We start from the raw sequence: 21,356 nt of genomic DNA on the forward strand, positions 1-21,356 counted from the left end.
CCCGGAACCCGCCCGTGCCGGTTCCCGCTAAGGCATCCTGTCGCCGAGCAGCGCCAGGTTCTCGATGGCGGCGAGGCCGTACAGCGCGGTGTCGTTCGTGGACACCCAGGTGGCTTCGCTGCCCGGCACCAGGGCGGCCGGACCGTTCAGCTTCTCCGTCCGCCAGGGCGCCGACTCCTTGTAGCCGTCGGAGTTGTGGAACTTCTCCCAGGCCCGGGCCGCGAGCTTCTCGTCCCCGGTCCTGACGGCGGCGTACGCGTCCAGGCGCGAGTGGCCCTGGAACAGCAGCAGGCTGCCGAAGTCGGAGCCGTAGCGGGTCTTCTGCTCGGCCTTGGTGGCGTTGAAGAACCGGCAGTAGTCGAAGTACGCCTCGTTGAACTTCGGCATGTCGACGAGGTCGATGAGCTCGGCGCACAGCTCGTTGAGGCCGAAGACGGCGGAGAGGTGCGAGACGCTGACGACCGGCTTGTCGGCGACGGCGAACCTGCCGGTGTCGAGGTCGTAGAGCCCGGTGCCCTGCACGAATCCGTTGGGCTGGGCGGCGATGGTCTCCATGGTCGACAGGACGCGCGCCTTGGCCTTCTCCCACTTCGGGCCCTTGCGCTCCCACTCCGTGAGCCAGGCCGACACCAGGCCGCTCCAGTCCGTGCCGAAGCCGATCGACAGGGCGTGCCGGTCGGGCGTGTAGGGCTCGGTGCGGATCTTGCGGATGGGGTCGAGGACGAGGAACGTCTCGTCGGAGTCGACGTTGGCGTGCATGAGGTCGCCGACGCGTTCGTCCGCCGTGAGGAAGTAGTAGTAGCGCCGGTAGGTGGTGTTGGCGATGCGCTGCTGCTTGGCGCTGTCGGCGAAGTGCTGCACACCGTGCCGGGTGCCGAGGCCCGCCCATTTGCCCAGGTGGTAGACGTCGACCTCGCCGGTGTGCCGGGTCATGGCCTCGGCGAAGCGGAAGATGTCGGAGCGGCCGGAGCGCAGGTAGGCGAACCAGAGCCAGAGGTCCGGCGACAGTTCGGAGTTGTCCCAGGCGTAGCCGCCGATGTCGTACCGCCACTGGTGCCGGACGGTGTCGTAGGTGTGCATGATGTCGCCGTAGTCCCAGAAGCCGTACCAACGGCGCTGCTCCACCTGGTCCCTGTAGTAGGTGAAGAGGAAGTCGAGGTGGTCCTCGATCTTCGCCTTGGCGGGGGTGGAGCGGTCGGGCTCGGAGTACAGGCCCGGCCCGAAGACCTTGGCCCCGATGAGCTGCCGGGGCGGGGCGGCCAGCTGCGGCAGCACGCGGACGGCCTCGACCTGTGCGGCGAACCGGTCAGGGCTCGGGGTCGTCTCGTTGGCCCAGAAGAGGAGTTCGGAGGTGCGGGCGATGCCGTACGGGGTGCCGAACTCCGGCTCGTAGTCCTCGTAGGTGATGTTGAGGCCTTCGAGCTGCTCCGGGAAGGTGTCCTGGCCCATGCCGTCGTGGTAGAAGCGCATGTCCATGGGCTGCGCCTCGGGCGACCAGAGCCAGAGGGTCACCTCGGCCTCGTCGGTGTGGGCGTCCCGGATGTCGAGCTGGGCGGGGAACTTCTCCCAGAAGTCGCGCAGCCCGAAGGAGAACCCGCCGCTCGCCCCGCCGACGTAGCCGAAGCCGGAGGCGCGCCGGCCACCGCCCGCGGCGACCCAGCCGTGCCCCTTCTTGGTGCGCTTGCGCAGGGTGAAGCCGTCGGCGGACAGCTGCGCGAGGGTGTAGTCGCCCCACTCGGGGATGTACTGCAGCCGGGTCGTCACCCGCTGGTCCCAGGTGGCGGGGTCAGGCAGCTTGCGGCCTTCGAACTGGGCCGCCTGCACGGCCGCTCCGGGGTCCCGGCGCAGTCCGGTGATGCCCTTGACGGCTTCGCGCAGCAGTCCGGTGCCGTCACCGCCGATCCTGATGTGGCGGTCGTAGGACTGGTCCCGCAGGGGCACGGTGAAACGGACTCCGAGGCCGCGGATGAAGTCGCCACTTGCCTTGCCCGGCTCCTGCGTGCCGTCGTAGGTGATGGTGTGCACCATGCGGAAGGAGTCGGCGCCCGCGTAGAAGTAGAGCCTGATCGAGAAGGGCAGCCAACTTCGGCCGCCCTTGCGGTGCTTTCCGTCGATGCGCACGACCGCGCGGACCGGGCCCGCCTGCTCGACCTCGACCTGCGAGATCGCGCCGTCGAAGCGCTCGGTCCTGACCGCGCCCTGGTCCTCGTCCTCGATCTCGGGCTGGCGGATCAGCACGAGCCGGCCGTTCTTCGCGATCTCCGTGGAGCCCCGGGTGACGGACTTGACGAGGGTGGAGCCGGACGTGCCGATCCTCGCGGTGATGACGCCGGTGGAGATGTCGATGACGCCGCCGCGCTTGTGCACGGTGACCTTCTTCTCGGGTGCGGCGGGCGTCCCGGCGGCGAGGGTGAGCTTGCCGTCGCCCGAGGCGACCGCGTGCGCGGTCCACTTCAGGGAGCCGTCGGGCCAGTAGGCGATCGGCCAGGACTGCACGGGTACGGCCTTGCCGCCGGCGTCCGTCAGCGCGAAGGTCTGGTCCTTCCGGTACGCGCCCTTCGGCCAGGGCACACCGACGGTGGAGCCGGGCGCGGCTCCGAGGCCGCCGTCCTCCAGCCAGTCCAGGGTCACCGGGTCCGCGTCGGCTGCTTCGGCTCCGGGTGCGGCCTGGGCGTCCTGAGCGCCCAGCGCCCAGCTGAACTGGGCGGCGGCTCCGGTGACGGCGGCCGCTGTGAGGAGGGACCTGCGAGGGATGGGAGACATGGCGATGATGCCTTTCCTTGTCCGTGCGGGAAGCGAATCCGTGCGCTGGTCAGGGCATGACGGAGGGAGGTGGCGCCGGGCGCCGGCTCGAACATGAGGGGCCGCCGGTCAGGGGGTGTGGGCGGGACCGCCGGTCAGCGGTGCAGGTAGCGCTCTTCCACGGCGACGGCCGCCGCCGCCACGGCTCCGAGGACGGCGACCGCCAGCGGCGCGGCGAACCAGGCGGACACGGCCACCACGGCCAGCCCGCCGACGATCAGGAAGGACCCTGCCGGATCGAGCACCGTCCGCCGCCCGGCCCCCGCCAGCAGCGTCCGCCAGCGCGCGCCGGGCGCCCAGACCGCCGACGCGCGCAGCCCGGCCACGACGAGCCCGATCAGCGCGACGACACCGACGGCCCCGACGAGCGGCCCGCCGGGAATCCCCGCCCGCGCCGCCTGCACGTCCACCCGGACGGCTGCCACAGCCACCCACCCGGCAAGCCCGGCGAGCCACCCGCCGCGCAGGGCGGCGCGGAAGTCGGCGACGAACTCCCGCCATCCGCCGCCCTCGTGAGCGGTACGGCGCCGCAGATGCCGTGCCCCTGCGGCGAACGCGGCGGGGTAGGTGACGACTCCCAGTGAGGCCACCGCGATCCACACACCGGTCAGCAGACACTCGGCGAACACGGCGAACCTCTCGGCGAACACCGACTCACCTCGTGCCTTCACCCGTGTCCCGGCCATGCCGCCTCAGCCCTTCAGACCCGACGTGGCCATGCCGTCGATCAGATAGCGCTGGAAGGCGAGGAAGAAGGCGAGCACCGGCAGCAGCGCGACCAGCGACATGGCGATCATGCCGCCGTAGTTGGCCAGCCCTTCCTGGTCGACGAACATCTTCAGGCCCAGCGAGACCGTGTACTTGTCGGGCTCGTTGAGGTAGATCAGCGGGCCCATGAAGTCGTTCCAGGAGTTGATGAACGTGAAGATCGCGCTGGTGATCAGGGCCGGCCGGCTCAGCGGCAGCACGATCGACCAGTAGATCCGGACGTGCCCACAGCCGTCGAGGCGGGCCGCCTCGTCCAGTTCCCTGGGCATGTTGCGCATGAACTGCACCATCAGGAAGACGAAGAACGCCTCGGTGGCCAGGTACTTGCCGAGCAGCAGCGGCGTGTAGGTGTTGATCAGCTCCAGATTGCGGAACAGCACGTACTGCGGGATCAGCAGCACGTGGTAGGGCAGCAGGAGCGTCCCGATCATCAGCGTGAACAGCACGTTGCGGCCCGCGAAGCGGATCCTCGCGAAGGCGTAGGCCGTGAGCGAGCAGGACACCAGGATCCCGATCACGGAACCCACCGCGAGGAAGAGCGAGTTGAAGAAGAACGTGGAGATCGAGATGTCGGCGATGCCGTCGGCGAGGCTCGTGTAGTTGGCGGTGACCGGGTCGCCCGGGAAGAGGTCCAGGCTGCCGACGATGTCCTCGCTCTTCTTGAAGGACCCGCCGACGACCCAGATCACCGGGTAGAGGATCACCGCGAGGATCAGCAGGGACCCGATGTGCCAGGCGAGGGAGCCGGGCAGCTTGTGCCGGAGCGCTCCGGCCGTCTTGACGTCGGTGGCCTGCGCACTCATCGGGCGCCCTCCTCGTAGTGCACCCAGCGCTTCTGGGACCAGAACAGCACCGCCGTCACCAGGGCGACCGCGATCAGCAGGAGCCAGGCCATCGCGGAGGCCAGACCCATCCGGCTGTTCTCGAAGCCCTGGACGTAGAGGTAGCAGGTGTAGACCATCGACCCGTCGGCCGGACCGCAGGCGTTGCCACCGGCGCCGCCGCCGACGATGTACGCCGAGCTGAAGATCTGGAACGAGTGGATCGTCTCCAGCAGGACGTTGAAGAAGAGGACCGGGGAGATCATCGGCAGCGTGATGTTCCAGAACCGGCGGAACGTGCCCGCCCCGTCGACCTCGGCCGCCTCGTACAGTTCGCGCGGGACCTGCTTGAGACCGGCCAGGAAGATGACCATGGGGGCGCCGAACTGCCAGACGGTCAGCGCCACCAGGCTGTAGATGATCAGGTCCGGGTCGCCGGTCCACCCTCCGACGTCGATGCCGAAGAGCTTCTGCGTACGGTCGACGATCGCGTCGTCCGAGAAGATCGCCTTCCAGACGATCGCGACGGAGACGCTGGCGCCGATGAGCGACGGAGCGTAGAAGGCGGCCCGGTAGAAGGCCTGCCCACGCCTGCTCTGGGCCAGCAGCAGGGCCACACCGAGGGCGGCGATCAGCTTGAGCGGCGTGCCGACGGCGACGTACCAGAGGGTCACCTGCACCGAGTGGCGCCAGCGCGGATCGCCGAACATCTCCGAGAAGTTGCCGAGGCCGATCCACTTGGGAGCGTCGAAGAGGTTGTAGTCGGTGAAGGCGTAGTAGAGCGAGGCGATCATCGGGCCCGCGGTGAGCAGCAGGAACCCGGCGATCCACGGGGACATGAAGAGATAGCCGGCCAGGTTCTCCCGGCGCCGCCGCCGCTTGAGGGCGGCGGGGCGCTCGGGCTTCACCGGACCGTGCCGCGGCTCGGAGTCCTGGGACAGGCCCTCCATCGCAGGGGCGTGTGTCACGGTGGTTCCCATCAGGTGCCGAGAGCCGTCTTCGACTCGGTGAAGAACTGCTTGACGGCCTCGTCCACCGAGCGCTTGCCCAGGCCGATCTCCTCGCCGATGCGCAGGAAGGCGGCCTCGCAGACGTCGGCGCCGTTCGGGTGCGGGGTGATGGGCTCCAGGACGCCCGCCTTGACGAGGGACTCCTCGTAGGCGGCGATCGCCTTGTTCACCTCGTCGGTCGGCTTGTACGCGTCGTACTGCGCCTGCGTCGCGGGCACGCCACGGTCGTAGCCCATGATCTTGGCGACCTCGGGGTCGTGCACCATGAAGTCGATGAACTGGGCGACTTCCTTGGGGTGCTGGGTGCGCTTGGAGGCGCTCAGCATCAGGGAGCCGAGGTACTGGCCGGTCTTCTTGCCGTCCGTGGTCGGGATGGGGGCCAGGCCGTACTCGCTCTTGCCCTCGGAGGTGTAGCGGACGGTGAAGTTGTCCCAGGTGAACTCACCGCCGGAGATCTCCCCGGCGACCGCCGACTTGGGCTTGATCTGGGCGACCTTCTTCTGGTTGGCGTAGCTGCCGTCCTCGACGCCCTTCTTGGCCTTCGTCCACCAGTCCGTCAGATCCGCCTCGGTGAAGCCGAGCGCGTCCTCGGTGAAGAACGCCTTGCCGTTCTGGCGCAGGTAGAGGTCGTACAGGTACATGATGTTGTACGGCCCGGTGTCACCGGCACGCCCCGTCTTGTCACGGATCGTCTTCATCGCCGCGTGGTAGTCGTCCCAGGTCCAGCCCTGCTCCGGCTTCACCCCGGCCCGCGTGTAGACGGGCTTGTCGATGACCAGGGCCATGGAGTTCGAACCGACCGGAACGCCGAGGAGCTTGCCGTCGACCTCGCCGAACTTCTCGAGGCCCGCGCGGAATCCGTCCATCCGGAGGTTGCCGGCCTTGGCCTGCTCGCTCAGATCGAGCAGCACGTTCTTCGCGTCGTATTTCCGGAGGAAGCCGATCGCATTCTGGAACACGTCCGGCGGATTGCCGCCGGAGGCCTGGGTGTTGAACTTCTTCCAGAAGTCGAGATAAGGCTGGAAGTCCGTTTTCACCTTGATCTTCGGGTACTTCTTCTCGAAGAGCGCGATCGTCTTGTTGATTCGCTCGGCGCGGTCCTCCGCACCCCACCACGCGTAACGGATCGTCACCGTCCCGTCAGCGGAGGTCCCTCCGTCACCCCCGCAGCCGGTCGTCGCGGCCAGCCCCAGCGTGGCTGCCGTGGCTCCGGCCGCCTTCAGGATCGTCCGTCTCTCAACATTCCTGCCGTTCACCACGGTTGGACCTCCCCGCACGTCGTCCCGCTCGCATGAATCGTTTCAAGTAAGCGCTTGCTGGCACAAGTTACGGAGGGGCTGAGAGTGCGTCAATGATTCGGACAAGAATTTCTTACCGAGGCGGTGGATGACGGAGCGGACCGCGGAGGTGGACCCGCGGACCGGGCCGGGCGACATCGCTGGTGACGACGGTGTGGCCGAGACGCCGAACGCAGGGGAGCGAGCCGGGCCCCTTTCGGGCATGACCGAAAAGCGACGCCGGACCCCCGGAGGGAGGGTACGGGAGTGGGGATCTTTTCCGGCCAGGCACGGCGGGACAGGGTGCCGACCCGGGACGGATGCCACCCCGGGGACGTGGTGCCGCGCGAGGACGGGACGAGCCCCGAAGCGGGCGTCCTGACGGACCAGGTCCCCGCGGGCGGATCGATGGCGGCAGGGAACGGGCGAGGGCCCCGAGCGGGCGGAGGTGGCGTCACCAGGGGCCCTGGTGACGCAATGCGGCCACCCGTGCCGACGATCGGCGGGGGCGATGTTCCGGCCACACCGCCGGACCGTCCGCCCGCCTCGGGCGAGGTTTCCGTCAACGCTCTCGCCACCCCGGCCTCGGGCCGCCGGCCGGCCAGGTGGACGACCCCGCGTCCTGCGGCCCGGGCGAGGCCCGGGCCTCGAGGGGCGACAGTGCCCGGCAGACACAACACCGGAAGCCCACCTGCATGATCGCAGGTGGGCTTCCGGTCCGGGTGGGCGATACTGGGTTCGAACCAGTGACCTCTTCGGTGTGAACGAAGCGCTCTCCCACTGAGCTAATCGCCCGGGCGCAGGAAGAACATTACCCCATGTCAGGGGGTGCCTGTGACGCTCACTGGTCCTTGATCTTCCACGGCATGACGATGCCGAACTTCCACAGGTAGACACCGACGATGACGCCCACGATCACCAGCCCGATCGACGTCAGGATGATGTTGCGGCGCCGCACCTTGGGGTCGAGAGCCCGCTGGGCGGCCTCGGTGACCTTCCGCTTGGTCCAGCGGAGCACCAGCTGGGCCCAGACGAACTCCGTCGCCCAGATCGCCATGCCGCCGAAGATCACGACCCAGCCCGGCCCGGGGAGCGGAAGCATGATGATGCCGGCCACCACGACCGCGAGCCCGATGATGAAAACGCCGACCTGCCAGCTCACGTGCAGCGCCCGGCGCGCCTTGATGAATTCCGGCGCACGCGAGCCGAGCCCACGGTCCTGCTCGCCGTGCACCTCGCCCGGCCCCGTCCCGTCCGATGCCACGGCCACCTCGCCCGGCTCGTTACTCCCCGTATTCATACGGCCGAACACTACCCGAGCGAAACCAGTCACCGGAATGGACGCACGACGCGGACGATCTCTCGGCCGGAAGAGTTACGTAAAGGCACGCAAAACACTCAGAGGGGTTTACAACGGCACCGTAGGTGGCATGTCGATTTCGCCGACGTGCGAATCCCCGAGCGCACACTGAGCGAAAGGCCCTGGCGCTTATGAACACCACGGTCAGCTGCGAGCTGCACCTGCGCCTCGTTGTGTCGAGCGAGTCCTCCCTGCCTGTCCCCGCAGGCCTGCGGTACGACACGGCCGACCCCTACGCCGTGCACGCCACCTTCCACACCGGAGCCGAGGAAACCGTCGAGTGGGTGTTCGCCCGCGACCTCCTCGCCGAGGGACTTCACCGCCCTACGGGCACCGGCGACGTCCGCGTCTGGCCGTCGCGCAGTCACGGCCAGGGCGTCGTGTGCATCGCCCTGAGCTCGCCGGAGGGCGAGGCCCTGCTGGAGGCCCCGGCACGGGCCCTGGAGTCCTTCCTGAAGCGGACCGACGCCGCCGTGCCGCCCGGCACGGAACACCGGCACTTCGACCTCGACCAGGAGCTCTCGCACATCCTGGCGGAAAGCTAGCGCGAGGCCCCCACAAAGCCGCCCGGCGCCGTCCACTCGGGGAGACGGCTCGGGCTCGGACAACCGCATACGGGATGACACCGGCGCCGATACCGCGGCTCACGCGGTCCGGCGCCGGTTCGCGTGTGCGCGCCCCCTCCCGGTGCCGGTTGGCGTGTGCGCGCCCTCCCGGTGCCGGTTCGCGCATGCGCCCCTCCCCCGCCCGCCGCACCCGCCGCCGGCCGCCCGGGCAGCGCCGCGGGCCCTGCGGCCCTCGGGAACCGCCGCGGGCCCTGAGGCGTTGTATTCGAAGCCATGTGCGGGCATGTGGAGGGTCCGGCGGTGGCGGAGCCGTTACCATCGGCCAGCATCGGCGGGCGCCCGCCCGACCCTCAGGCCAGGGAGCGAATCGTGCTGATCACCCACGACACCCGGTGCGCCCTCGACACCGTGGTCGATCTGGTGAACACCGCACCGGAGGACGACACGGCGGCGGACGGGCTGCCGGACGTGGCGACCCTCACGGACTTCGTGCGGAACCACGAGATCAGCGATGTCGGGCTGCTCTCGGACTTCGACCTCTCCGCCGTGCGCAAGATCCGCGCACGCTTCGCCGCCGTCTTCGCCGCCCCCGACGCCCGGACCGCCGCAGGGCAGATCAACGACCTGGTCGCGGCCGCCGGCACCACCCCCCGGCTCACGGACCACGACGGCTACGACTGGCACGTGCACTACTTCGCCCCCGGCGCCTCCGTCGCCGATCACCTGGCCGCGGACTGCGGTATGGCGCTGGCATTCTTCGTGGTCGCCGGGGAGCAGGAGCGGCTGCGGCGCTGTGAGGCGCCCGACTGCCGACGCGCCTTCGTCGACCTGTCCCGAAACCGCTCGCGGCGTTACTGCGACAGCCGCACCTGCGGAAACCGCCTGCACGTGGCCGCGTACCGCGCGCGCCGCAAGGAGGCCGCGGGCTGACAGCCGTCGCCGGGCCGCGGGTCCCCGGAGGTGATCGACGACGCGGCCCGTGCGCAGGCCGTCGATGCCGACGCGGCCCCGGCGGGTGGCGCCGGGTACCGCGGGTCAGGCTCACAGCAACAGCAGATCGTGCAACGAGGCCATGAGCAGCAGGCTCCCGATCACCGCCAGGAAGATCATCAGCGGTGGCTGGGAGAGGGCGAAGAGGCAACCGCGCGGCTCGTCCTGCCGGGGACGTGGCTCGTCCTGCGGGAGAAAGGGCTCGTCCCGCGGCGGACATGGCTCGTCCTGCGGCGGTGCGGGGTCGCTCTGTTTCGTCGTGTCCAGCATCTCGCGGCGATGATGACGCAGCCGCCGGGCCGAACGCGATCAGCGCGCTCGTTCCGTGCGGGAGTGCGCCGAATCCGCGAGGTCCCGTTCGGGTTGTGATCACTTCCGCGCGCCGGCGGACTCACTGTGACGATTCAGCCGTGGGCCGGGGCGGCCGTCATATGCCGTGCTTCTTGAGGATGGCCTCGATGTCGCTGAAGTCGTCCTCGCCTCGGGACGCCGACGCGGGCCGGGGAGCGGAGCGGGAGCCCTGCCCCAGCGAGGGCGCAGCGGCGGGTGCCGAGGAGGGTGCCACGGCGTCGGGCCGCTCGGCCGCCCGGGCAGCGGCCCTGCGCTCCTTGCGGGTGCCTCCGCGGCGGCGCTCCACGGCTCGTGTGGTCATGAAGAGCACCCACGCGAGGCCGAGCACCCCGAACCCGGCCCAGGCCGTCGGGCTGAACGCGGTGTCGGCCAGCCACTTGACGACCCCCGTCATCACCAGGCCGATCGGGACGAGGGAGTAGGCCGCGACCCGGACCGCTGTGAGGTAACGCTTGCGGTACGCCGTGACGACCGCGATGCCCAGGCCTGCCGCGGACACGGCGGAGCAGACGGTCTCGGCAATCATCCGGTCCTCCTGGCGTGGCACGGTCGGGTCGGAACGCTTCGTCCCTTCCATCCTGCACCCGCCGCACCCCGGCGGGCCATGCTCCGGGCCCGACATCAGGGACATCTCCGGGTCTCCTCCTCCGCAGGTGCCGATACGGGCTGCGCTCCGGGGCGCACCTGCTGGAAGACTGGGGGCATGAGCGACTCCTCCTCCGACCGTTCCGCCGCCCCCGTCCTCGAGGTCTGGTGCGACCTCCAGTGCCCGGACTGCCGTACCGCGCTGGACGATCTCCGTGCCCTGCGCGCCCGCTACGGAGAGCGTCTGGAGCTGCGGCTGCGGCACTTCCCGCTGGAGAAGAACAAGCACGCCTTCGCCGCCGCCCAGGCGGCGGAGGAGGCGTGGGAGCAGGGCCGGGGCTGGCCGTACACGGAGGCCCTGCTGGGGCGGGTCGAGGAGCTGGCCCGTGCGGGGGAACCCTTCCTGGTCGAACTGGCCCGCGAACTGGACCTGGACGCCGAGGAGTTCGACACCGCGCTGGTCGACGGCCGGCACATCCTGATCGTGGACGCGGACCAGGCCGAGGGCAAGGCGATCGGCGTGACCGGCACCCCGACGTACGTCATCGGCGGTGAGCGGCTCGACGGCGGCAAGAGCCAGGAGGGGCTGCGCGAGCGCATCGAGGAGATCGCGGACCGGCTGCTGGCCGGGCAGCAGCACTGACACCCTCGCCCGCTCCCGGCCGGCGGCTCCCCCGGCTCCCAGCTCCCGGCTCCCAGCCCTCAGCCCTCAGGCTCTCCGGGTCGCGGCTTCGGCCACCGGCTCCCGGGCCGCTAGAGCAGTGGTTTGTACATCGCGTACTGCTCGGGCTCGTAGCCGAGCGACGCGTAGAGCCGCTCGGCCGGGGTGTTGCCGGAGAAGACGTTGAGGCCGAGGACCCTCCTGCCCTCCGCGATCGTCTGGGCCTCGGCCAGCAGCATCAGGGTGCGGCCGTGGCCTTTTCCGCGGTGCGCGGTGTCGGTCTCCACGTCGAAGACGAACGCGTGGTCCGCGCGCACCGCCAGCCACAGCGTGCCCACCGGTGTCCCCAGGTGCTCGACGACGCTGATCAGCATGCCGGGGGTGGCGAGGCCGTCGGGCAGCAGCGTGGCGTGGTCGCGCTCCGACTTGGCCCGGGCCTCGGCCTCCGGGACGCCCCGCTCGATCCAGCTGCGCGCGTAGCCCTCCTTTCCCCTCTCCAGCCAAGGACCGAACTCCGCCTCGGTCATGGGCCGGGCGCGGCTGCCCTCGGGCAGCTCCGGCGGAGTGTCGCCCAGCTGCTTCTCCATGCCGCGGTTGCGGACGACGTAGCCGAGCACCGTGGCGAGCCGGAGGCCCGCCTCGGACGTGGCGGGGACCGCCGCCTCGATGCGGCGGCACCCCCAGCCGCGCGCCACCTCCTCCGCCGCGAGCGCGGCGACCGTGCCGCGGCCCCGCCCGCGGTCCGGTTCGTCGATGTGCAGCTCGGTGATCCGGGCCACCTCCCGGCCGAAAACGGGATGCGTGCCGAGGTGTATCGCCCCCACGGGACGGCTGTTGACGCATACCTGGTAACGGCGTGAGCGCGTCCCGTCGGCGTTCTGCTGTAGCGGCTCGGTCGGCCGCAGGGTCGTGGTCATCAGGGGTGTTCTACCCGCAACCACGGCCCGGTTCAGCCGAATTTCCGGGGGTTGTCAGGGGTCGAGGTCGTTCCCGGCCCGCTCCTCGAAGATCCGCATGGCCTTGGCGGTCACCGGGCCGGGCGCGCCGGGCAGCTCACGGCCGTCGACGCGGTGCACGGCCTGCACGTCCCGCAGGGTCGACGTCAGGAAGATCTCCTCGGCCCGCTCCAGGACGTCCAGCGGCAGGTCGGTCTCCCTCGCGCCGGTCCATTCGGCCGCCAGCGCGCGGGTGATGCCCGCGAGGCAGCCCGAGGCGACCGGCGGAGTGTGGATCTCGCCGTCGAGGACGACGAAGACGTTCGACCCGGTGCCCTCGCACAGCTGTCCCACCGTGTTGGCGAACAGGGCCTCGGAGGCGCCCTGTTCGCGGGCCCGGGCGAGAGCGACGACGTTCTCGGCGTACGAGGTGGTCTTCAGGCCGGTGAGGGCGCCGCGCTCGTTGCGGGTCCAGGGCACGGTGATCACGGCGGTGGAGTCGGGGCGGCGGGTCGTCTCGCCGACGGCGACGACGAGCGTCGGACCGTGATCGCCGCGGTCGGAGCCGAGGGGGCCCTGGCCGCCGGTGTAGGTGATGCGGAGACGGCCGAGCGGCACGGGCTCGGCGTCGAGGACCGCGGCGCAGGCTCGGCGCACCTCCTCGTGGTCCGGGTCCGGCAGCCCCAGGCCGCGCGCGGACCGGGTCAGCCGGTCGAGGTGCCGGGTGAGGGCGAACGGGCGGCCGTGCACGGCCTTCACCGTCTCGAAGACGCCGTCGCCCACGGTCATGCCGTGGTCGAAAACGGAGACGCGGGCGGACGCGCTGTCCTGCAGTCCACCGTCGAGCCAGATCTTCACGTCAGGTCCTCCCGCAGGTCCTCTCCACTCACCTCATACGCTCCCGACGCTATCGCGAGCAGCCGGGACGCCTTCAGCTCGGTCTCCCGCCACTCCCCCTCGGGATCGGAGCCCCAGGTGATGCCGGCACCGGTGCCGAAGCGCAGCGCGCCCTCGGCCCGGTCGATCCAGAAGGTACGGATGCCGACGGCCAGCTCCGCGACCCGCCGGTCGGCGTCGACCCACCCGATCCCGCCGCAGTACGGCCCCCTGGGCGCCGTCTCCAGCGCGTCGATGATCCGCAGCGCGCTGGACTTCGGCGCGCCGGTGACCGAGCCGGGAGGAAAGGCGGCGCCGATCAGTTCGGCCCAGCCGGCCCCGTGGTCCAGCTCGCCGCGGACCGTCGAGACGAGGTGGACGAGCCCCGGATGCTTCTCGACGGCGCACAGGTCGGGCACCGTCACACTGCCCGTGGCGCAGACTCGCCCGATGTCGTTGCGGACGAGGTCCACGATCATCACGTTCTCGGCGTAGTCCTTCTCCAGCAGGTCCGCCTCCGTCCGGCCGGTGCCCTTGATCGGCCCGGACTCGACGATCCGGCCGTCGCGGCGCAGGAACAGCTCGGGGGAGGCGGTGGCGATCTCGACGCCGTGTCCCGGCAGGCGAATCGTTCCCGCATAGGGTGCCGGGTTGCCGCGGGCGAGCAGTGCCGTGAGGGCGTCCACGTCGGCGCCGGGCCGGACGGGCGCCGACAGCACCCGGCACAGGTTCGCCTGGTAGACCTCGCCGGCTGCGATGTGGTCGCGGATCCTCCGCACGGCGGCCGTGTACGCGGCGCGATCGAGCGAGGACGTCCAGTCACCGGCCGCCGGTCCGTGCCATGCGCCGGGCACGGGGGCGGGCACGGGGGCGGTGCGGACCTGCGCGAAGCGTGCGCAGGTCAGCCGGCCCTCGAAGTCGGCGCAGACGGCCCAGAAACCGCTGGACTCCAGGGCCTCGGGGTCGTCTGTGACGTCGAGGAGCCCGGTGGCGACGCGGTCGCCGAAGCGGGCGAGAGGAGGGAGGTCGAGCACGCAGTCGAGTCTATGGCGGGTGCCCCGCGGGCGGCCGGGGGATGTCCCGTCGGGCGGCCCCGTGACAGCCTTGAGCAGGGGAGGCGCAGCACGCTGCGCAAACGCGTTTTTGTGCTGGCCCCGGAATCCGCTAGAGTTCAACACGTCGCCGGGCCGCGCAAGCGGATCGGAAAGACAGGCGAACGTAGCTCAGTTGGTAGAGCGCAACCTTGCCAAGGTTGAGGTCGCGAGTTCGAACCTCGTCGTTCGCTCGAAAGAGCAAGGGGATCTTCCCGAACCCCTACACTCCTGGTGGAGTGGCCGAGAGGCGAGGCAACGGCCTGCAAAGCCGTCTACACGGGTTCAAATCCCGTCTCCACCTCCAAGGACGATTAGCTCAGCGGGAGAGCGCTTCCCTGACACGGAAGAGGTCACTGGTTCAATCCCAGTATCGTCCACTGGATCCTTCAAGATCCCACCCGCGCGATTAGCTCAGCGGGAGAGCGCTTCCCTGACACGGAAGAGGTCACTGGTTCAATCCCAGTATCGCGCACGCAGTGCCCATGAACGGACACAGTCCGTATGCATGGTCCCCGAGGACGATTAGCTCAGCGGGAGAGCGCTTCCCTGACACGGAAGAGGTCACTGGTTCAATCCCAGTATCGTCCACATCACACAGGAGCCCCCGGCCGTTCGAGGCCGGGGGCTCCTTGCGTCTCACGCGTCGTGCCGCGGCGTGCGTCAGGACGAGAACAGCATGTGGCCGAAGCTCTTGCTGCGGTGATGGCCGTGGTGACCGTGATGGCCGTGGCCTCCGTGCGGGGCACCCCAGGCGGGAGCCGGCGGGGCCGGGTAGGCCTGCGGGGCGGGCGGGGGCGGCGGGGCCGGCTGGGACCACTGGGCCTCCAGACGGGTCAGCGACTCCAGCTCGCCGTAGTCGAGAAAGATCCCGCGGCAGCCGCTGCACTGCTCGATCTGGACACCGTTGCGGTTGTACGTGTGCATCGGCGCACGGCACTTCGGACACTGCATGGTCGTTCAACTCCTCGCCGGTCGGTCCTGCTTCACATCTCGCCAGGACAGACTCTGTCCCGCTGCAGTCGGTTGCACCCTACTTCGCGTGCTCCTGCGCCAACTGTGGCGGGACGGTAGCCATTCGGTCACAGGCGTCCACGACCGACTGCTCCACCTCGTCCAGCGGGCGCCCCGCCGCGGCCGCCTTGGCGACGGCCCGGGCCGCGGTCTGCGCGGTGAGGGCGCGGGCGGCGACGTCGAGAGCGGGCCAGGGATCGCCCTCGGCCGGGACGGCGGGGCCGCCGGCCTCGCGGTACGCGGCGAGGAACCGGGTCCATTCCTCGGGCGGGAGCAGGCCGCAGGCGTACCAGGCGGCGGGGCGGGCGAGGTCCCAGGCGGGGACGCCGGTGCCGAGGTCGTCCACGTCTATCAGCAGCCAGGGGCCGTCGACGGGGCGGCGTACGAGCTGGCCGAGGTGGAGGTCGCCGTGGCAGAGGGTGCCGGCGTGCGGCATCGGCGCCTCGGCCCGGGCCCAGGGCGGGAGGGTGGCCCAGGCGCGCAGGACGGGGGCGGCCGCGGGGTGCGGGCCGGCCTCGCGGAGCCGGGTCACCGCTCGGGCCGCCTTCGCGGGGCCACGCATGCAGGGCAGGCCGGGCGGGGCCGGCGTGCGGTGGAGGCGGGCGAGGAGGGTGGCGGCGGCTTCCCAAGGGGCGGCGTCCGGGTCGTCGGGATCCACGGGGGCGCCGTACGGCCAGAACGTCACGAGGCGGCCGTGCAGGGTGGCCGGGGCCCGGCCCAGCGGGGGCAGGAGGATGTCGGGGTGGCGGGCGGCGACGCTGAGGCGGCCGGCCAGTTCGGCCGGTTCGGTGCCCGGGGCGTGAGCCTTGGCGACGGTGTCCGCGTGCCGCACCACCAGGCCGTCGGGGCGGTCGGCGAGCGTGGTCGCGCCGCAAGGGCAGGCCGACGAGCGTGCGTGGGCGGCGGCTCGGGCCTTGGCGGTGAGGCCGGCCAGGAGCGGAACGGCGGCGGAGGTCACCGGCCGAGAGTACGTGCTGAAGGAGATCCGGCCGTGGGGAACGGCCCGTTCCGGGTGCTCGGCGCGCGCGGGACAAAAGCAATGCCGGCGCAGCTCCCCAGCTGCGCCGGCATTTGTGCCGTCCGCCGCACCCCCGTCCCCACGGGGTTTCATGGGTGTGATGTCCCCGCCCGGACCGCTCTTCCGGGCCTGGGGTCGCCGCTCAGCGCCCCAGCATCTCTCCCACGGACGACGCCTGTGTGGCCACTGTCTCCCACCCGTCGAAGACGAGGAGGAGCAGGACCGCCAGGGGAAGGGCCATCAGCGTCGCCACCAGCGGGTGGCGACGGCCCTGGCGGCGGCGGAACGCGGCGGCGTACACCTTGCGTCCCTCCTCGCGGAGCAGCGTCCGCGGAGCCGTCTGGGCCATGGTCCCTCTCCTGACCGTTATCGGTTGTCATTGGCAGCGGCGGGCGTCTGACCTCGGGGGACGAGTGCTGCCACCCGCCGCTTGACTTCAAATCTAGGCGCCCGGCCCCTGCCCGGCGTCATGCCCTCGTACCGATTGCCGGGCCTCCCCGAGGATGAGCCGCCACCTGCGATGTACTCCCCTGGGTGGAGACGGGGGCGTGGGTCTCAGGGTCTTCCCCGACGGGACGCCTGGATCACCCCTCTTTGTCCGAGCTCTCATCGCGCGGAACGGGCTGTTCCACCAGGGCCAGCACCCGATTCGCCATGAAGCGGGCAGTACGTACGACCCTCCCACTACGGGTGACTTCGCTCACTTCCACGACACCTCGGCGTACCGAGGTCTCCACCCTGCGTCCCGCTCTGCTCGCCACGACGTCATAGGTGCGCGTCGTGTCCCCCGCGTCCACGACTATCTCCACACGATCACCCTTCACAGGACCAATCCCCCTTCTGCGACGGGTGGTTGGGATCACTCCGCACGCGAAGTCCGCCTCTTCGCGCCCTCCCTGACCACCCTTCAAGTCTTCCACCCACCACTGACAATCCATCACGCTGAGAGGGCGCGGCCTCTGCGCGCGGGCGGCCGCGGAAACGTAAGCTGTGGCTCGTCACAGGACCGGGCAGCGGGGATGAACATGGCGATGATGCGCCTGAGGCGCGAGGACCCGCGCGTCGTCGGCTCGTTCAAGCTTCACAGACGGCTCGGCGCGGGTGGGATGGGCGTGGTCTACCTGGGCTCCGACAAGAAGGGGCAGCGGGTCGCGCTCAAGGTCATCCGTCCCGACCTGGCGGAGGATCAGGAGTTCCGCTCCCGGTTCGCCCGTGAGGTCTCGGCGGCCCGGCGGATCCGCGGCGGCTGCACGGCCCGGCTGGTGGCCGCCGACCTCGACGCGGACCGCCCCTGGTTCGCCACGCAGTACGTGCCCGGCCCTTCGCTGCACGACAAGGTCGCGGCCGAGGGACCGCTCTGCGCGGCCGATGTCGCGGCCGTCGGCGCCGCCCTCTCGGAGGGCCTGGTCGCGGTGCACGAGGCCGGGGTGGTGCACCGGGACCTGAAGCCGTCCAACATCCTGCTGTCCCCCAAGGGGCCTCGGATCATCGACTTCGGCATCGCCTGGGCCACCGGCGCCTCGACGCTCACCCATGTCGGCACGGCGGTCGGCTCGCCCGGCTTCCTCGCGCCGGAGCAGGTGCGGGGGGCCGCCGTCACCCCGGCCACGGACGTGTTCTCGCTCGGTGCCACGCTCGCGTACTCCTCGATGGGCGACTCGCCCTTCGGGCACGGCAGTTCCGAGGTGATGCTGTACCGCGTGGTGCACGAGGAGCCGCAGCTGCACGGTGTGCCCGACGCGCTGGCTCCGCTCGTCCGGGCGTGTCTGGCGAAGGACCCGGAGGAGCGGCCCAGCACGCTCCAACTGTCGTTGCGGCTGAAGGAGATCGCGGCCCGGGAGTCGCAGGACCTCGGCGGTGTCCGGCCGCCCGCGCCGCGCGGTGCCGACATTGACCGGCCCGTCGACACCTACCCCGAGCGGGCCCGGCGTCCGCAGGGGCAGCAGGGCGGCGGGGCACAGCGGGGCCGGGGCACTCCCCCGCCCCGGGGTTCCGCTCCCTCCCGGGACGGCCATGCCTCGACGGACGGTACGGCTTCGCAGACCGGTGCGCGGGGCGGCGCCCGGGCGACCGGGGGCGGGAACCGGTCGGCGGGGAACGGCAACCGCGGCAGGACGCCGGTGCGTGGGCCCGGCGCCTCGCGGGGCGGCGCCCCTTCGCGGTCGGGGCCGCGGCCGACGCCCACCGGGCGCGAGGGCGCGCGGTCGGGCAGCGGCGGGCGCCCCGCCCCGCACAGCGGCACCGGGCGCCCGGCGTCCAGGAACACGGGGACGAAACTACGGCCCGCCAATCCGAGGTTGCTGCGGCAGCGACTGTTCGTGTTCGTCGTGGTGACGTTGCTGGTGGCGGTCGGTATCGCCCTGGTGCAGGGCTGCCAGGGACCGGCGCGGGGACTCGGCGGCGACGGGGGCGGCGTGCGTCAGGAGCACGTCCAGCGGGACGACCTCCCGCGGAACTTCGAACCGTAGGGATCCTGAGGGCGCGGCTGTGGCCGTGGCGCGACGCCCGGCTTCAGCGGGGTGTCACAGTTCCGGCAGGATCCGCTCGAAGAATTCGCGGTCGCCGTCGAAGACCGGGTCCAGGGCCAGGAACTCCCCCGGCGTGACCCAGCGGGTCTCGGCGACCTCGCGCGGGTCGGGGACCACCTCGCCGGTGTCGGCCCGGGCGGTCCACCAGTGCAGACGGAAACGGTGGTCGTCGGTCTCCGACTCCCAGACCTTCGCCTCCGGTACGACGGTGAGGCCGACCTCCTCGTGGACCTCCCGGACGACCGCCTGCTCCTGGGTCTCGCCCGCCTCCACCTTGCCGCTGAGGGGCTGCCAGTAGCCGGGCCGGGCGACGGCCGGGCCGCGCCGGATCGCGAGGAGGCGCCCGCCGCGCCGGAGCACGGCGACGATCGCCTCGCGCTGCTCCACGGACACCGCTCAGGCCGTGGGCCGGCCGGTGGCCACGGCGTAGAAGGCCACGGCGGCGGCCGCGCCCACGTTGAGGGAGTCGACGCCGTGGGACATGGGGATGCGGACCCACTCGTCGGCGGCGACCAGGGCCTGGGTGGACAGGCCGTCGCCCTCGGCGCCGAGCATGAGGGCCACGCGGTCCATGGTGTGCGGGGCGGCCTCGTCGAGGGACCGGGCCTTCTCGTCGGGGGTGAGGGCGAGAAGGGTGAAGCCCGCCTCGCGGACCGACTCCAGGCCCTTGGGCCAGGTGTCGAGGCGGGCGTAGGGGACGGAGAAGACCGCGCCCATGGAGACCTTCACGCTGCGGCGGTAGAGGGGGTCGGCGCAGTCGGGCGAGAGCAGCACGGCGTCCATGCCGAGGGCGGCGGCCGACCGGAAGATGGCGCCGATGTTGGTGTGGTCGTTGACCGACTCCATGACGACGACGCGGCGGGCGGTCCGGAGCAGGTCGGCGGCCGTGGGCAGGGGTTTGCGCTGCATGGAGGCGAGCGCGCCGCGGTGCACGTGGTACCCGGTGACCTGCTCGGCGAGTTCGGGGCTGACGGCGTAGACCGGGGCGGGCAGTTCGTCGATGACGTCACGCATGACGTCGACCCACTTGGCCGAGAGCAGCATCGACCGCATCTCGTAGCCCGCTTCCTTGGCCCTTCTGATGACCTTCTCGCCCTCGGCGATGAACAGGCCCTCGGCGGGTTCGCGCTTGCGGCGCAGCTCCACGTCGGTCAGGCCGGTGTAGTCGCGCAGACGCGGGTCGTCGGGATCCTCGACGGTGATGAGATCGGCCACAGGGTGATACTGCCTTGTCCTGGGTGCGGTGCCAACGGCTCGGGACGGGTGGGTTACCCGGGGTTACTCTTTTGCCGCCGGGGCCGGGTCCTGGGCGCCGACCTTCACGACCTCGCCGATGACGATGACCGCCGGGGGCTTCACGTCCTCGCTCCGCACGGTCTGCGCCACCGTCGCGAGAGTGGCGTCGACGCGGCGCTGCGCGGCGGTCGTGCCCTCCTGGACGAGGGCGACGGGGGTGTCGGCCGGCTTTCCGTGGGCGACGAGCGTCTCGGCGATCTTTCCGATCTTGTCGACGCCCATGAGGATCACCAGCGTGCCGGTCAGTCGGGCCAGGGACGGCCAGTCGACCAGGGAGCGCTCGTCGTCGGGCGCGACATGGCCGCTGACCACGGTGAACTCGTGGGCGACGCCGCGATGGGTGACCGGAATACCGGCCGCGCCCGGGACGGAGATCGAGCTGGAGATCCCGGGGACGACCGTGCAGCGGATGCCGGCCTCGGCGAGAGCCTGGAGCTCCTCCATGCCGCGGCCGAAGACGTACGGGTCGCCGCCCTTCAGCCGGACGACCGACTTGCCCTGCTTCGCGTGCTCGATCAGCGCGTTGTTGATGGCCTCCTGGGCCATGAAGCGGCCATAGGGGATCTTCGCCGCGTCGATCACCTCGACGTGCGGCGGGAGTTCGGCGAGGAGGTCGCGCGGGCCGAGGCGGTCCGCGATGACGACGTCGGCCTCGGCGAGCAGGCGGCGGCCGCGCACGGTGATGAGGTCCGGGTCGCCGGGACCGCCGCCGACCAGGGCGACTCCGGGGGTGCGGGTGCGGTGATGCGGGGCGACGAGTGTGCCGTCGCGCAGGCCCTCGACGACCGCGTCACGGACGGCCGCGGTGTGGCGGGGGTCGCGCCCCTTGGCGTCGGTGGTCAGGACGGCGACCGTGACGCCCTCGCTGTGCCCGGTCGCCGGGGTCCAGGCCGTGGCCTTGTCGGCGTCGTCGGACCGGACGCACCAGACGCGGTGGCGTTCCGCCTCGGCCGACGCCGTGCCGTTCGCCTCCGTGTCGCTGGTGGCGATCAGGGCGTACCAGGCGTCCGCGAGGTCACCCTCCTGGTACGGGCGCCTTTGCCAGGTGATCTCGCCGGCGTCCGCCATGGCCTCGACCGAGGGGGTCGCCTCGGGGGACACGAGGAGGATGTCCGCACCCGCCGCGATCAGTGCCGGGAGGCGGCGCTGGGCGACCTGGCCGCCGCCGAGGACGACCACACGACGGCCGGTGAGGCGGAGGCCTACGGGGTAGGCGGGATGTTCGGCCATGAGGTGCGGCTCCTGTTGCGGCGGTGTTCAGTGCCCTGACGTGCGGATTTTAGTGGGCGGGAGGGAGAGCGGCTCAGGTGGTCCAGTGGCTGGGCACCCGAGGGTGCCGCCGGTGGGCGGGCGGGGTGGCCGAGGCGGGCCGGGGTGGCCAGGGAGGGCCTGGGCGGGCCGGGGCGG

At 71.2% G+C, this 21,356-nt stretch carries 22 protein-coding genes and 6 tRNA genes; 9 read left to right on the plus strand and 19 right to left on the minus strand.

What is annotated here, in order from left to right:
* Nucleotides 1–27 precede the first annotated feature (27 nt).
* The 7 genes from ACFCXS_RS22155 to ACFCXS_RS22185 all read right to left on the minus strand — a co-directional run bounded on the left by ACFCXS_RS22155 (nucleotide 28) and on the right by ACFCXS_RS22185 (nucleotide 7,978).
* A complete protein-coding gene (locus ACFCXS_RS22155) occupies nucleotides 28–2,763 on the minus strand; it encodes a Tat pathway signal sequence domain protein (RefSeq protein ID WP_376645067.1) in 2,736 nt (911 codons plus the stop codon).
* A 134-nt stretch (nucleotides 2,764–2,897) separates the two neighbouring features.
* Nucleotides 2,898–3,488 carry a hypothetical protein gene (locus tag ACFCXS_RS22160; protein ID WP_376645068.1) on the minus strand — a complete coding sequence of 197 codons (591 nt, stop codon included), beginning with the start codon at nucleotides 3,486–3,488 and terminating at the stop codon, nucleotides 2,898–2,900.
* A 6-nt stretch (nucleotides 3,489–3,494) separates the two neighbouring features.
* A complete protein-coding gene (locus tag ACFCXS_RS22165; RefSeq protein WP_376645069.1) occupies nucleotides 3,495–4,373 on the minus strand; it encodes a carbohydrate ABC transporter permease in 879 nt (292 codons plus the stop codon).
* Nucleotides 4,370–5,371: a carbohydrate ABC transporter permease gene (locus tag ACFCXS_RS22170; protein ID WP_376645070.1), complete on the minus strand. Its 1,002-nt coding sequence runs from the start codon at nucleotides 5,369–5,371 to the stop codon at nucleotides 4,370–4,372. The genes ACFCXS_RS22165 and ACFCXS_RS22170 overlap by 4 nt, the downstream gene beginning before the upstream one ends.
* Nucleotides 5,371–6,660: an ABC transporter substrate-binding protein gene (locus tag ACFCXS_RS22175; RefSeq protein WP_376645071.1), complete on the minus strand. Its 1,290-nt coding sequence runs from the start codon at nucleotides 6,658–6,660 to the stop codon at nucleotides 5,371–5,373. Before ACFCXS_RS22175 ends, ACFCXS_RS22170 begins: the two co-directional genes overlap by 1 nt.
* 741 nt (nucleotides 6,661–7,401) lie before the next feature.
* Nucleotides 7,402–7,473: transfer RNA gene (locus ACFCXS_RS22180), tRNA-Val, on the minus strand.
* Nucleotides 7,474–7,519: 46 nt separating this feature from the next.
* Nucleotides 7,520–7,978, minus strand: coding sequence for a TIGR02611 family protein (locus tag ACFCXS_RS22185; RefSeq protein WP_376645072.1), 459 nt, complete (start codon nucleotides 7,976–7,978; stop codon nucleotides 7,520–7,522).
* Between the two features lie 191 nt (nucleotides 7,979–8,169).
* Between ACFCXS_RS22185 and ACFCXS_RS22190 the strand changes: the two genes are divergently transcribed.
* Together ACFCXS_RS22190 and ACFCXS_RS22195 are read left to right on the plus strand one after the other, a co-directional pair.
* The gene (locus tag ACFCXS_RS22190) at nucleotides 8,170–8,583 is read left to right on the plus strand and encodes an SsgA family sporulation/cell division regulator (RefSeq protein ID WP_004002642.1); all 414 of its coding nucleotides are present in this window, start codon (nucleotides 8,170–8,172) and stop codon (nucleotides 8,581–8,583) included.
* Nucleotides 8,584–8,973: 390 nt separating this feature from the next.
* The gene (locus tag ACFCXS_RS22195) at nucleotides 8,974–9,534 is read left to right on the plus strand and encodes a CGNR zinc finger domain-containing protein (RefSeq protein WP_376645073.1); all 561 of its coding nucleotides are present in this window, start codon (nucleotides 8,974–8,976) and stop codon (nucleotides 9,532–9,534) included.
* Nucleotides 9,535–9,645: 111 nt separating this feature from the next.
* Here the strand turns inward: ACFCXS_RS22195 and ACFCXS_RS22200 are convergent, their stop codons facing one another.
* Together ACFCXS_RS22200 and ACFCXS_RS22205 are read right to left on the minus strand one after the other, a co-directional pair.
* Complete coding sequence (locus ACFCXS_RS22200; RefSeq protein ID WP_104778740.1) at nucleotides 9,646–9,864, minus strand: hypothetical protein; 219 nt, start codon at nucleotides 9,862–9,864, stop codon at nucleotides 9,646–9,648.
* Nucleotides 9,865–10,021: 157 nt separating this feature from the next.
* On the minus strand, nucleotides 10,022–10,471 hold the full coding sequence (locus tag ACFCXS_RS22205) for a hypothetical protein (RefSeq protein ID WP_376645074.1): 450 nt from the start codon (nucleotides 10,469–10,471) through the stop codon (nucleotides 10,022–10,024).
* 177 nt (nucleotides 10,472–10,648) lie between these two features.
* Between ACFCXS_RS22205 and ACFCXS_RS22210 the strand changes: the two genes are divergently transcribed.
* A complete protein-coding gene (locus ACFCXS_RS22210) occupies nucleotides 10,649–11,173 on the plus strand; it encodes a DsbA family protein (protein WP_376645075.1) in 525 nt (174 codons plus the stop codon).
* Nucleotides 11,174–11,283: 110 nt separating this feature from the next.
* On the opposite strand, the gene ACFCXS_RS22215 is transcribed toward ACFCXS_RS22210, so the two are convergent.
* Genes ACFCXS_RS22215 through ACFCXS_RS22225 form a run of 3 tightly spaced genes read right to left on the minus strand, consistent with a single transcriptional unit; the run spans nucleotide 11,284 to nucleotide 14,036 of the window.
* Nucleotides 11,284–12,108, minus strand: a complete 825-nt coding sequence (locus ACFCXS_RS22215; protein WP_376645076.1) for a GNAT family N-acetyltransferase — start codon at nucleotides 12,106–12,108, stop codon at nucleotides 11,284–11,286.
* 54 nt (nucleotides 12,109–12,162) lie between these two features.
* The gene (locus ACFCXS_RS22220) at nucleotides 12,163–12,984 is read right to left on the minus strand and encodes an aminotransferase class IV (protein ID WP_376645077.1); all 822 of its coding nucleotides are present in this window, start codon (nucleotides 12,982–12,984) and stop codon (nucleotides 12,163–12,165) included.
* Nucleotides 12,981–14,036, minus strand: a complete 1,056-nt coding sequence (locus tag ACFCXS_RS22225) for a chorismate-binding protein (RefSeq protein WP_376645078.1) — start codon at nucleotides 14,034–14,036, stop codon at nucleotides 12,981–12,983. The genes ACFCXS_RS22220 and ACFCXS_RS22225 overlap by 4 nt, the downstream gene beginning before the upstream one ends.
* A 178-nt stretch (nucleotides 14,037–14,214) precedes the next feature.
* Between ACFCXS_RS22225 and ACFCXS_RS22230 the strand changes: the two genes are divergently transcribed.
* The 5 genes from ACFCXS_RS22230 (at nucleotide 14,215) to ACFCXS_RS22250 (ending at nucleotide 14,684) form a co-directional block, all read left to right on the plus strand.
* Nucleotides 14,215–14,287, plus strand: a tRNA-Gly gene (locus ACFCXS_RS22230).
* A gap of 39 nt (nucleotides 14,288–14,326) precedes the next feature.
* Nucleotides 14,327–14,400: transfer RNA gene (locus ACFCXS_RS22235), tRNA-Cys, on the plus strand.
* Nucleotide 14,401: 1 nt separating this feature from the next.
* Nucleotides 14,402–14,473 (plus strand) — tRNA-Val (locus ACFCXS_RS22240).
* A gap of 23 nt (nucleotides 14,474–14,496) precedes the next feature.
* Nucleotides 14,497–14,568: transfer RNA gene (locus tag ACFCXS_RS22245), tRNA-Val, on the plus strand.
* Between the two features lie 44 nt (nucleotides 14,569–14,612).
* Nucleotides 14,613–14,684 (plus strand) — tRNA-Val (locus tag ACFCXS_RS22250).
* Nucleotides 14,685–14,756: 72 nt separating this feature from the next.
* Here ACFCXS_RS22250 and ACFCXS_RS22255 read toward each other — a convergent pair.
* From ACFCXS_RS22255 to ACFCXS_RS22270, 4 genes are all read right to left on the minus strand, one after another.
* A complete protein-coding gene (locus ACFCXS_RS22255) occupies nucleotides 14,757–15,047 on the minus strand; it encodes a zf-TFIIB domain-containing protein (RefSeq protein ID WP_344454529.1) in 291 nt (96 codons plus the stop codon).
* Nucleotides 15,048–15,126: 79 nt separating this feature from the next.
* A complete protein-coding gene (locus ACFCXS_RS22260; RefSeq protein ID WP_376645079.1) occupies nucleotides 15,127–16,065 on the minus strand; it encodes a phosphotransferase in 939 nt (312 codons plus the stop codon).
* A 202-nt stretch (nucleotides 16,066–16,267) separates the two neighbouring features.
* Complete coding sequence (locus ACFCXS_RS22265; protein ID WP_376645080.1) at nucleotides 16,268–16,474, minus strand: hypothetical protein; 207 nt, start codon at nucleotides 16,472–16,474, stop codon at nucleotides 16,268–16,270.
* Between the two features lie 235 nt (nucleotides 16,475–16,709).
* Complete coding sequence (locus tag ACFCXS_RS22270; protein WP_376645081.1) at nucleotides 16,710–16,949, minus strand: hypothetical protein; 240 nt, start codon at nucleotides 16,947–16,949, stop codon at nucleotides 16,710–16,712.
* A 195-nt stretch (nucleotides 16,950–17,144) separates the two neighbouring features.
* Between ACFCXS_RS22270 and ACFCXS_RS22275 the strand changes: the two genes are divergently transcribed.
* The gene (locus ACFCXS_RS22275) at nucleotides 17,145–18,593 is read left to right on the plus strand and encodes a serine/threonine-protein kinase (protein ID WP_376645082.1); all 1,449 of its coding nucleotides are present in this window, start codon (nucleotides 17,145–17,147) and stop codon (nucleotides 18,591–18,593) included.
* Between the two features lie 54 nt (nucleotides 18,594–18,647).
* Here ACFCXS_RS22275 and ACFCXS_RS22280 read toward each other — a convergent pair whose 3' ends face one another.
* The 3 genes from ACFCXS_RS22280 to cobA form a co-directional block, all read right to left on the minus strand.
* The gene (locus tag ACFCXS_RS22280; RefSeq protein ID WP_376645083.1) at nucleotides 18,648–19,046 is read right to left on the minus strand and encodes an NUDIX domain-containing protein; all 399 of its coding nucleotides are present in this window, start codon (nucleotides 19,044–19,046) and stop codon (nucleotides 18,648–18,650) included.
* Nucleotides 19,047–19,049: 3 nt separating this feature from the next.
* A complete protein-coding gene (locus tag ACFCXS_RS22285; RefSeq protein WP_352098133.1) occupies nucleotides 19,050–19,868 on the minus strand; it encodes an RNA methyltransferase in 819 nt (272 codons plus the stop codon).
* Nucleotides 19,869–19,931: 63 nt separating this feature from the next.
* Nucleotides 19,932–21,179, minus strand: a complete 1,248-nt coding sequence (gene cobA, locus ACFCXS_RS22290) for a uroporphyrinogen-III C-methyltransferase (protein ID WP_376645084.1) — start codon at nucleotides 21,177–21,179, stop codon at nucleotides 19,932–19,934.
* Nucleotides 21,180–21,356: the final 177 nt, after the last annotated feature.

The organism is Streptomyces sp. NPDC056373 (assembly GCF_042262425.1).
In the GTDB taxonomy this organism is placed as follows: Bacteria; Actinomycetota; Actinomycetes; order Streptomycetales; family Streptomycetaceae; genus Streptomyces.

Coding starts and splice junctions, on each gene's coding strand:
- ACFCXS_RS22155 (WP_376645067.1), bottom strand. CDS start 2,763: ATGTCTCCCATCCCTCGCAGGTCCCTCCTCACAGCGGCCGCCGTCACC.
- ACFCXS_RS22160 (WP_376645068.1), bottom strand. CDS start 3,488: ATGGCCGGGACACGGGTGAAGGCACGAGGTGAGTCGGTGTTCGCCGAG.
- ACFCXS_RS22165 (WP_376645069.1), bottom strand. CDS start 4,373: ATGAGTGCGCAGGCCACCGACGTCAAGACGGCCGGAGCGCTCCGGCAC.
- ACFCXS_RS22170 (WP_376645070.1), bottom strand. CDS start 5,371: ATGGGAACCACCGTGACACACGCCCCTGCGATGGAGGGCCTGTCCCAG.
- ACFCXS_RS22185 (WP_376645072.1), bottom strand. CDS start 7,978: ATGAATACGGGGAGTAACGAGCCGGGCGAGGTGGCCGTGGCATCGGAC.
- ACFCXS_RS22190 (WP_004002642.1), top strand. CDS start 8,170: ATGAACACCACGGTCAGCTGCGAGCTGCACCTGCGCCTCGTTGTGTCG.
- ACFCXS_RS22200 (WP_104778740.1), bottom strand. CDS start 9,864: ATGCTGGACACGACGAAACAGAGCGACCCCGCACCGCCGCAGGACGAG.
- ACFCXS_RS22205 (WP_376645074.1), bottom strand. CDS start 10,471: ATGATTGCCGAGACCGTCTGCTCCGCCGTGTCCGCGGCAGGCCTGGGC.
- ACFCXS_RS22210 (WP_376645075.1), top strand. CDS start 10,649: ATGAGCGACTCCTCCTCCGACCGTTCCGCCGCCCCCGTCCTCGAGGTC.
- ACFCXS_RS22215 (WP_376645076.1), bottom strand. CDS start 12,108: ATGACCACGACCCTGCGGCCGACCGAGCCGCTACAGCAGAACGCCGAC.
- ACFCXS_RS22255 (WP_344454529.1), bottom strand. CDS start 15,047: ATGCAGTGTCCGAAGTGCCGTGCGCCGATGCACACGTACAACCGCAAC.
- ACFCXS_RS22265 (WP_376645080.1), bottom strand. CDS start 16,474: ATGGCCCAGACGGCTCCGCGGACGCTGCTCCGCGAGGAGGGACGCAAG.
- ACFCXS_RS22275 (WP_376645082.1), top strand. CDS start 17,145: ATGAACATGGCGATGATGCGCCTGAGGCGCGAGGACCCGCGCGTCGTC.
- cobA (WP_376645084.1), bottom strand. CDS start 21,179: ATGGCCGAACATCCCGCCTACCCCGTAGGCCTCCGCCTCACCGGCCGT.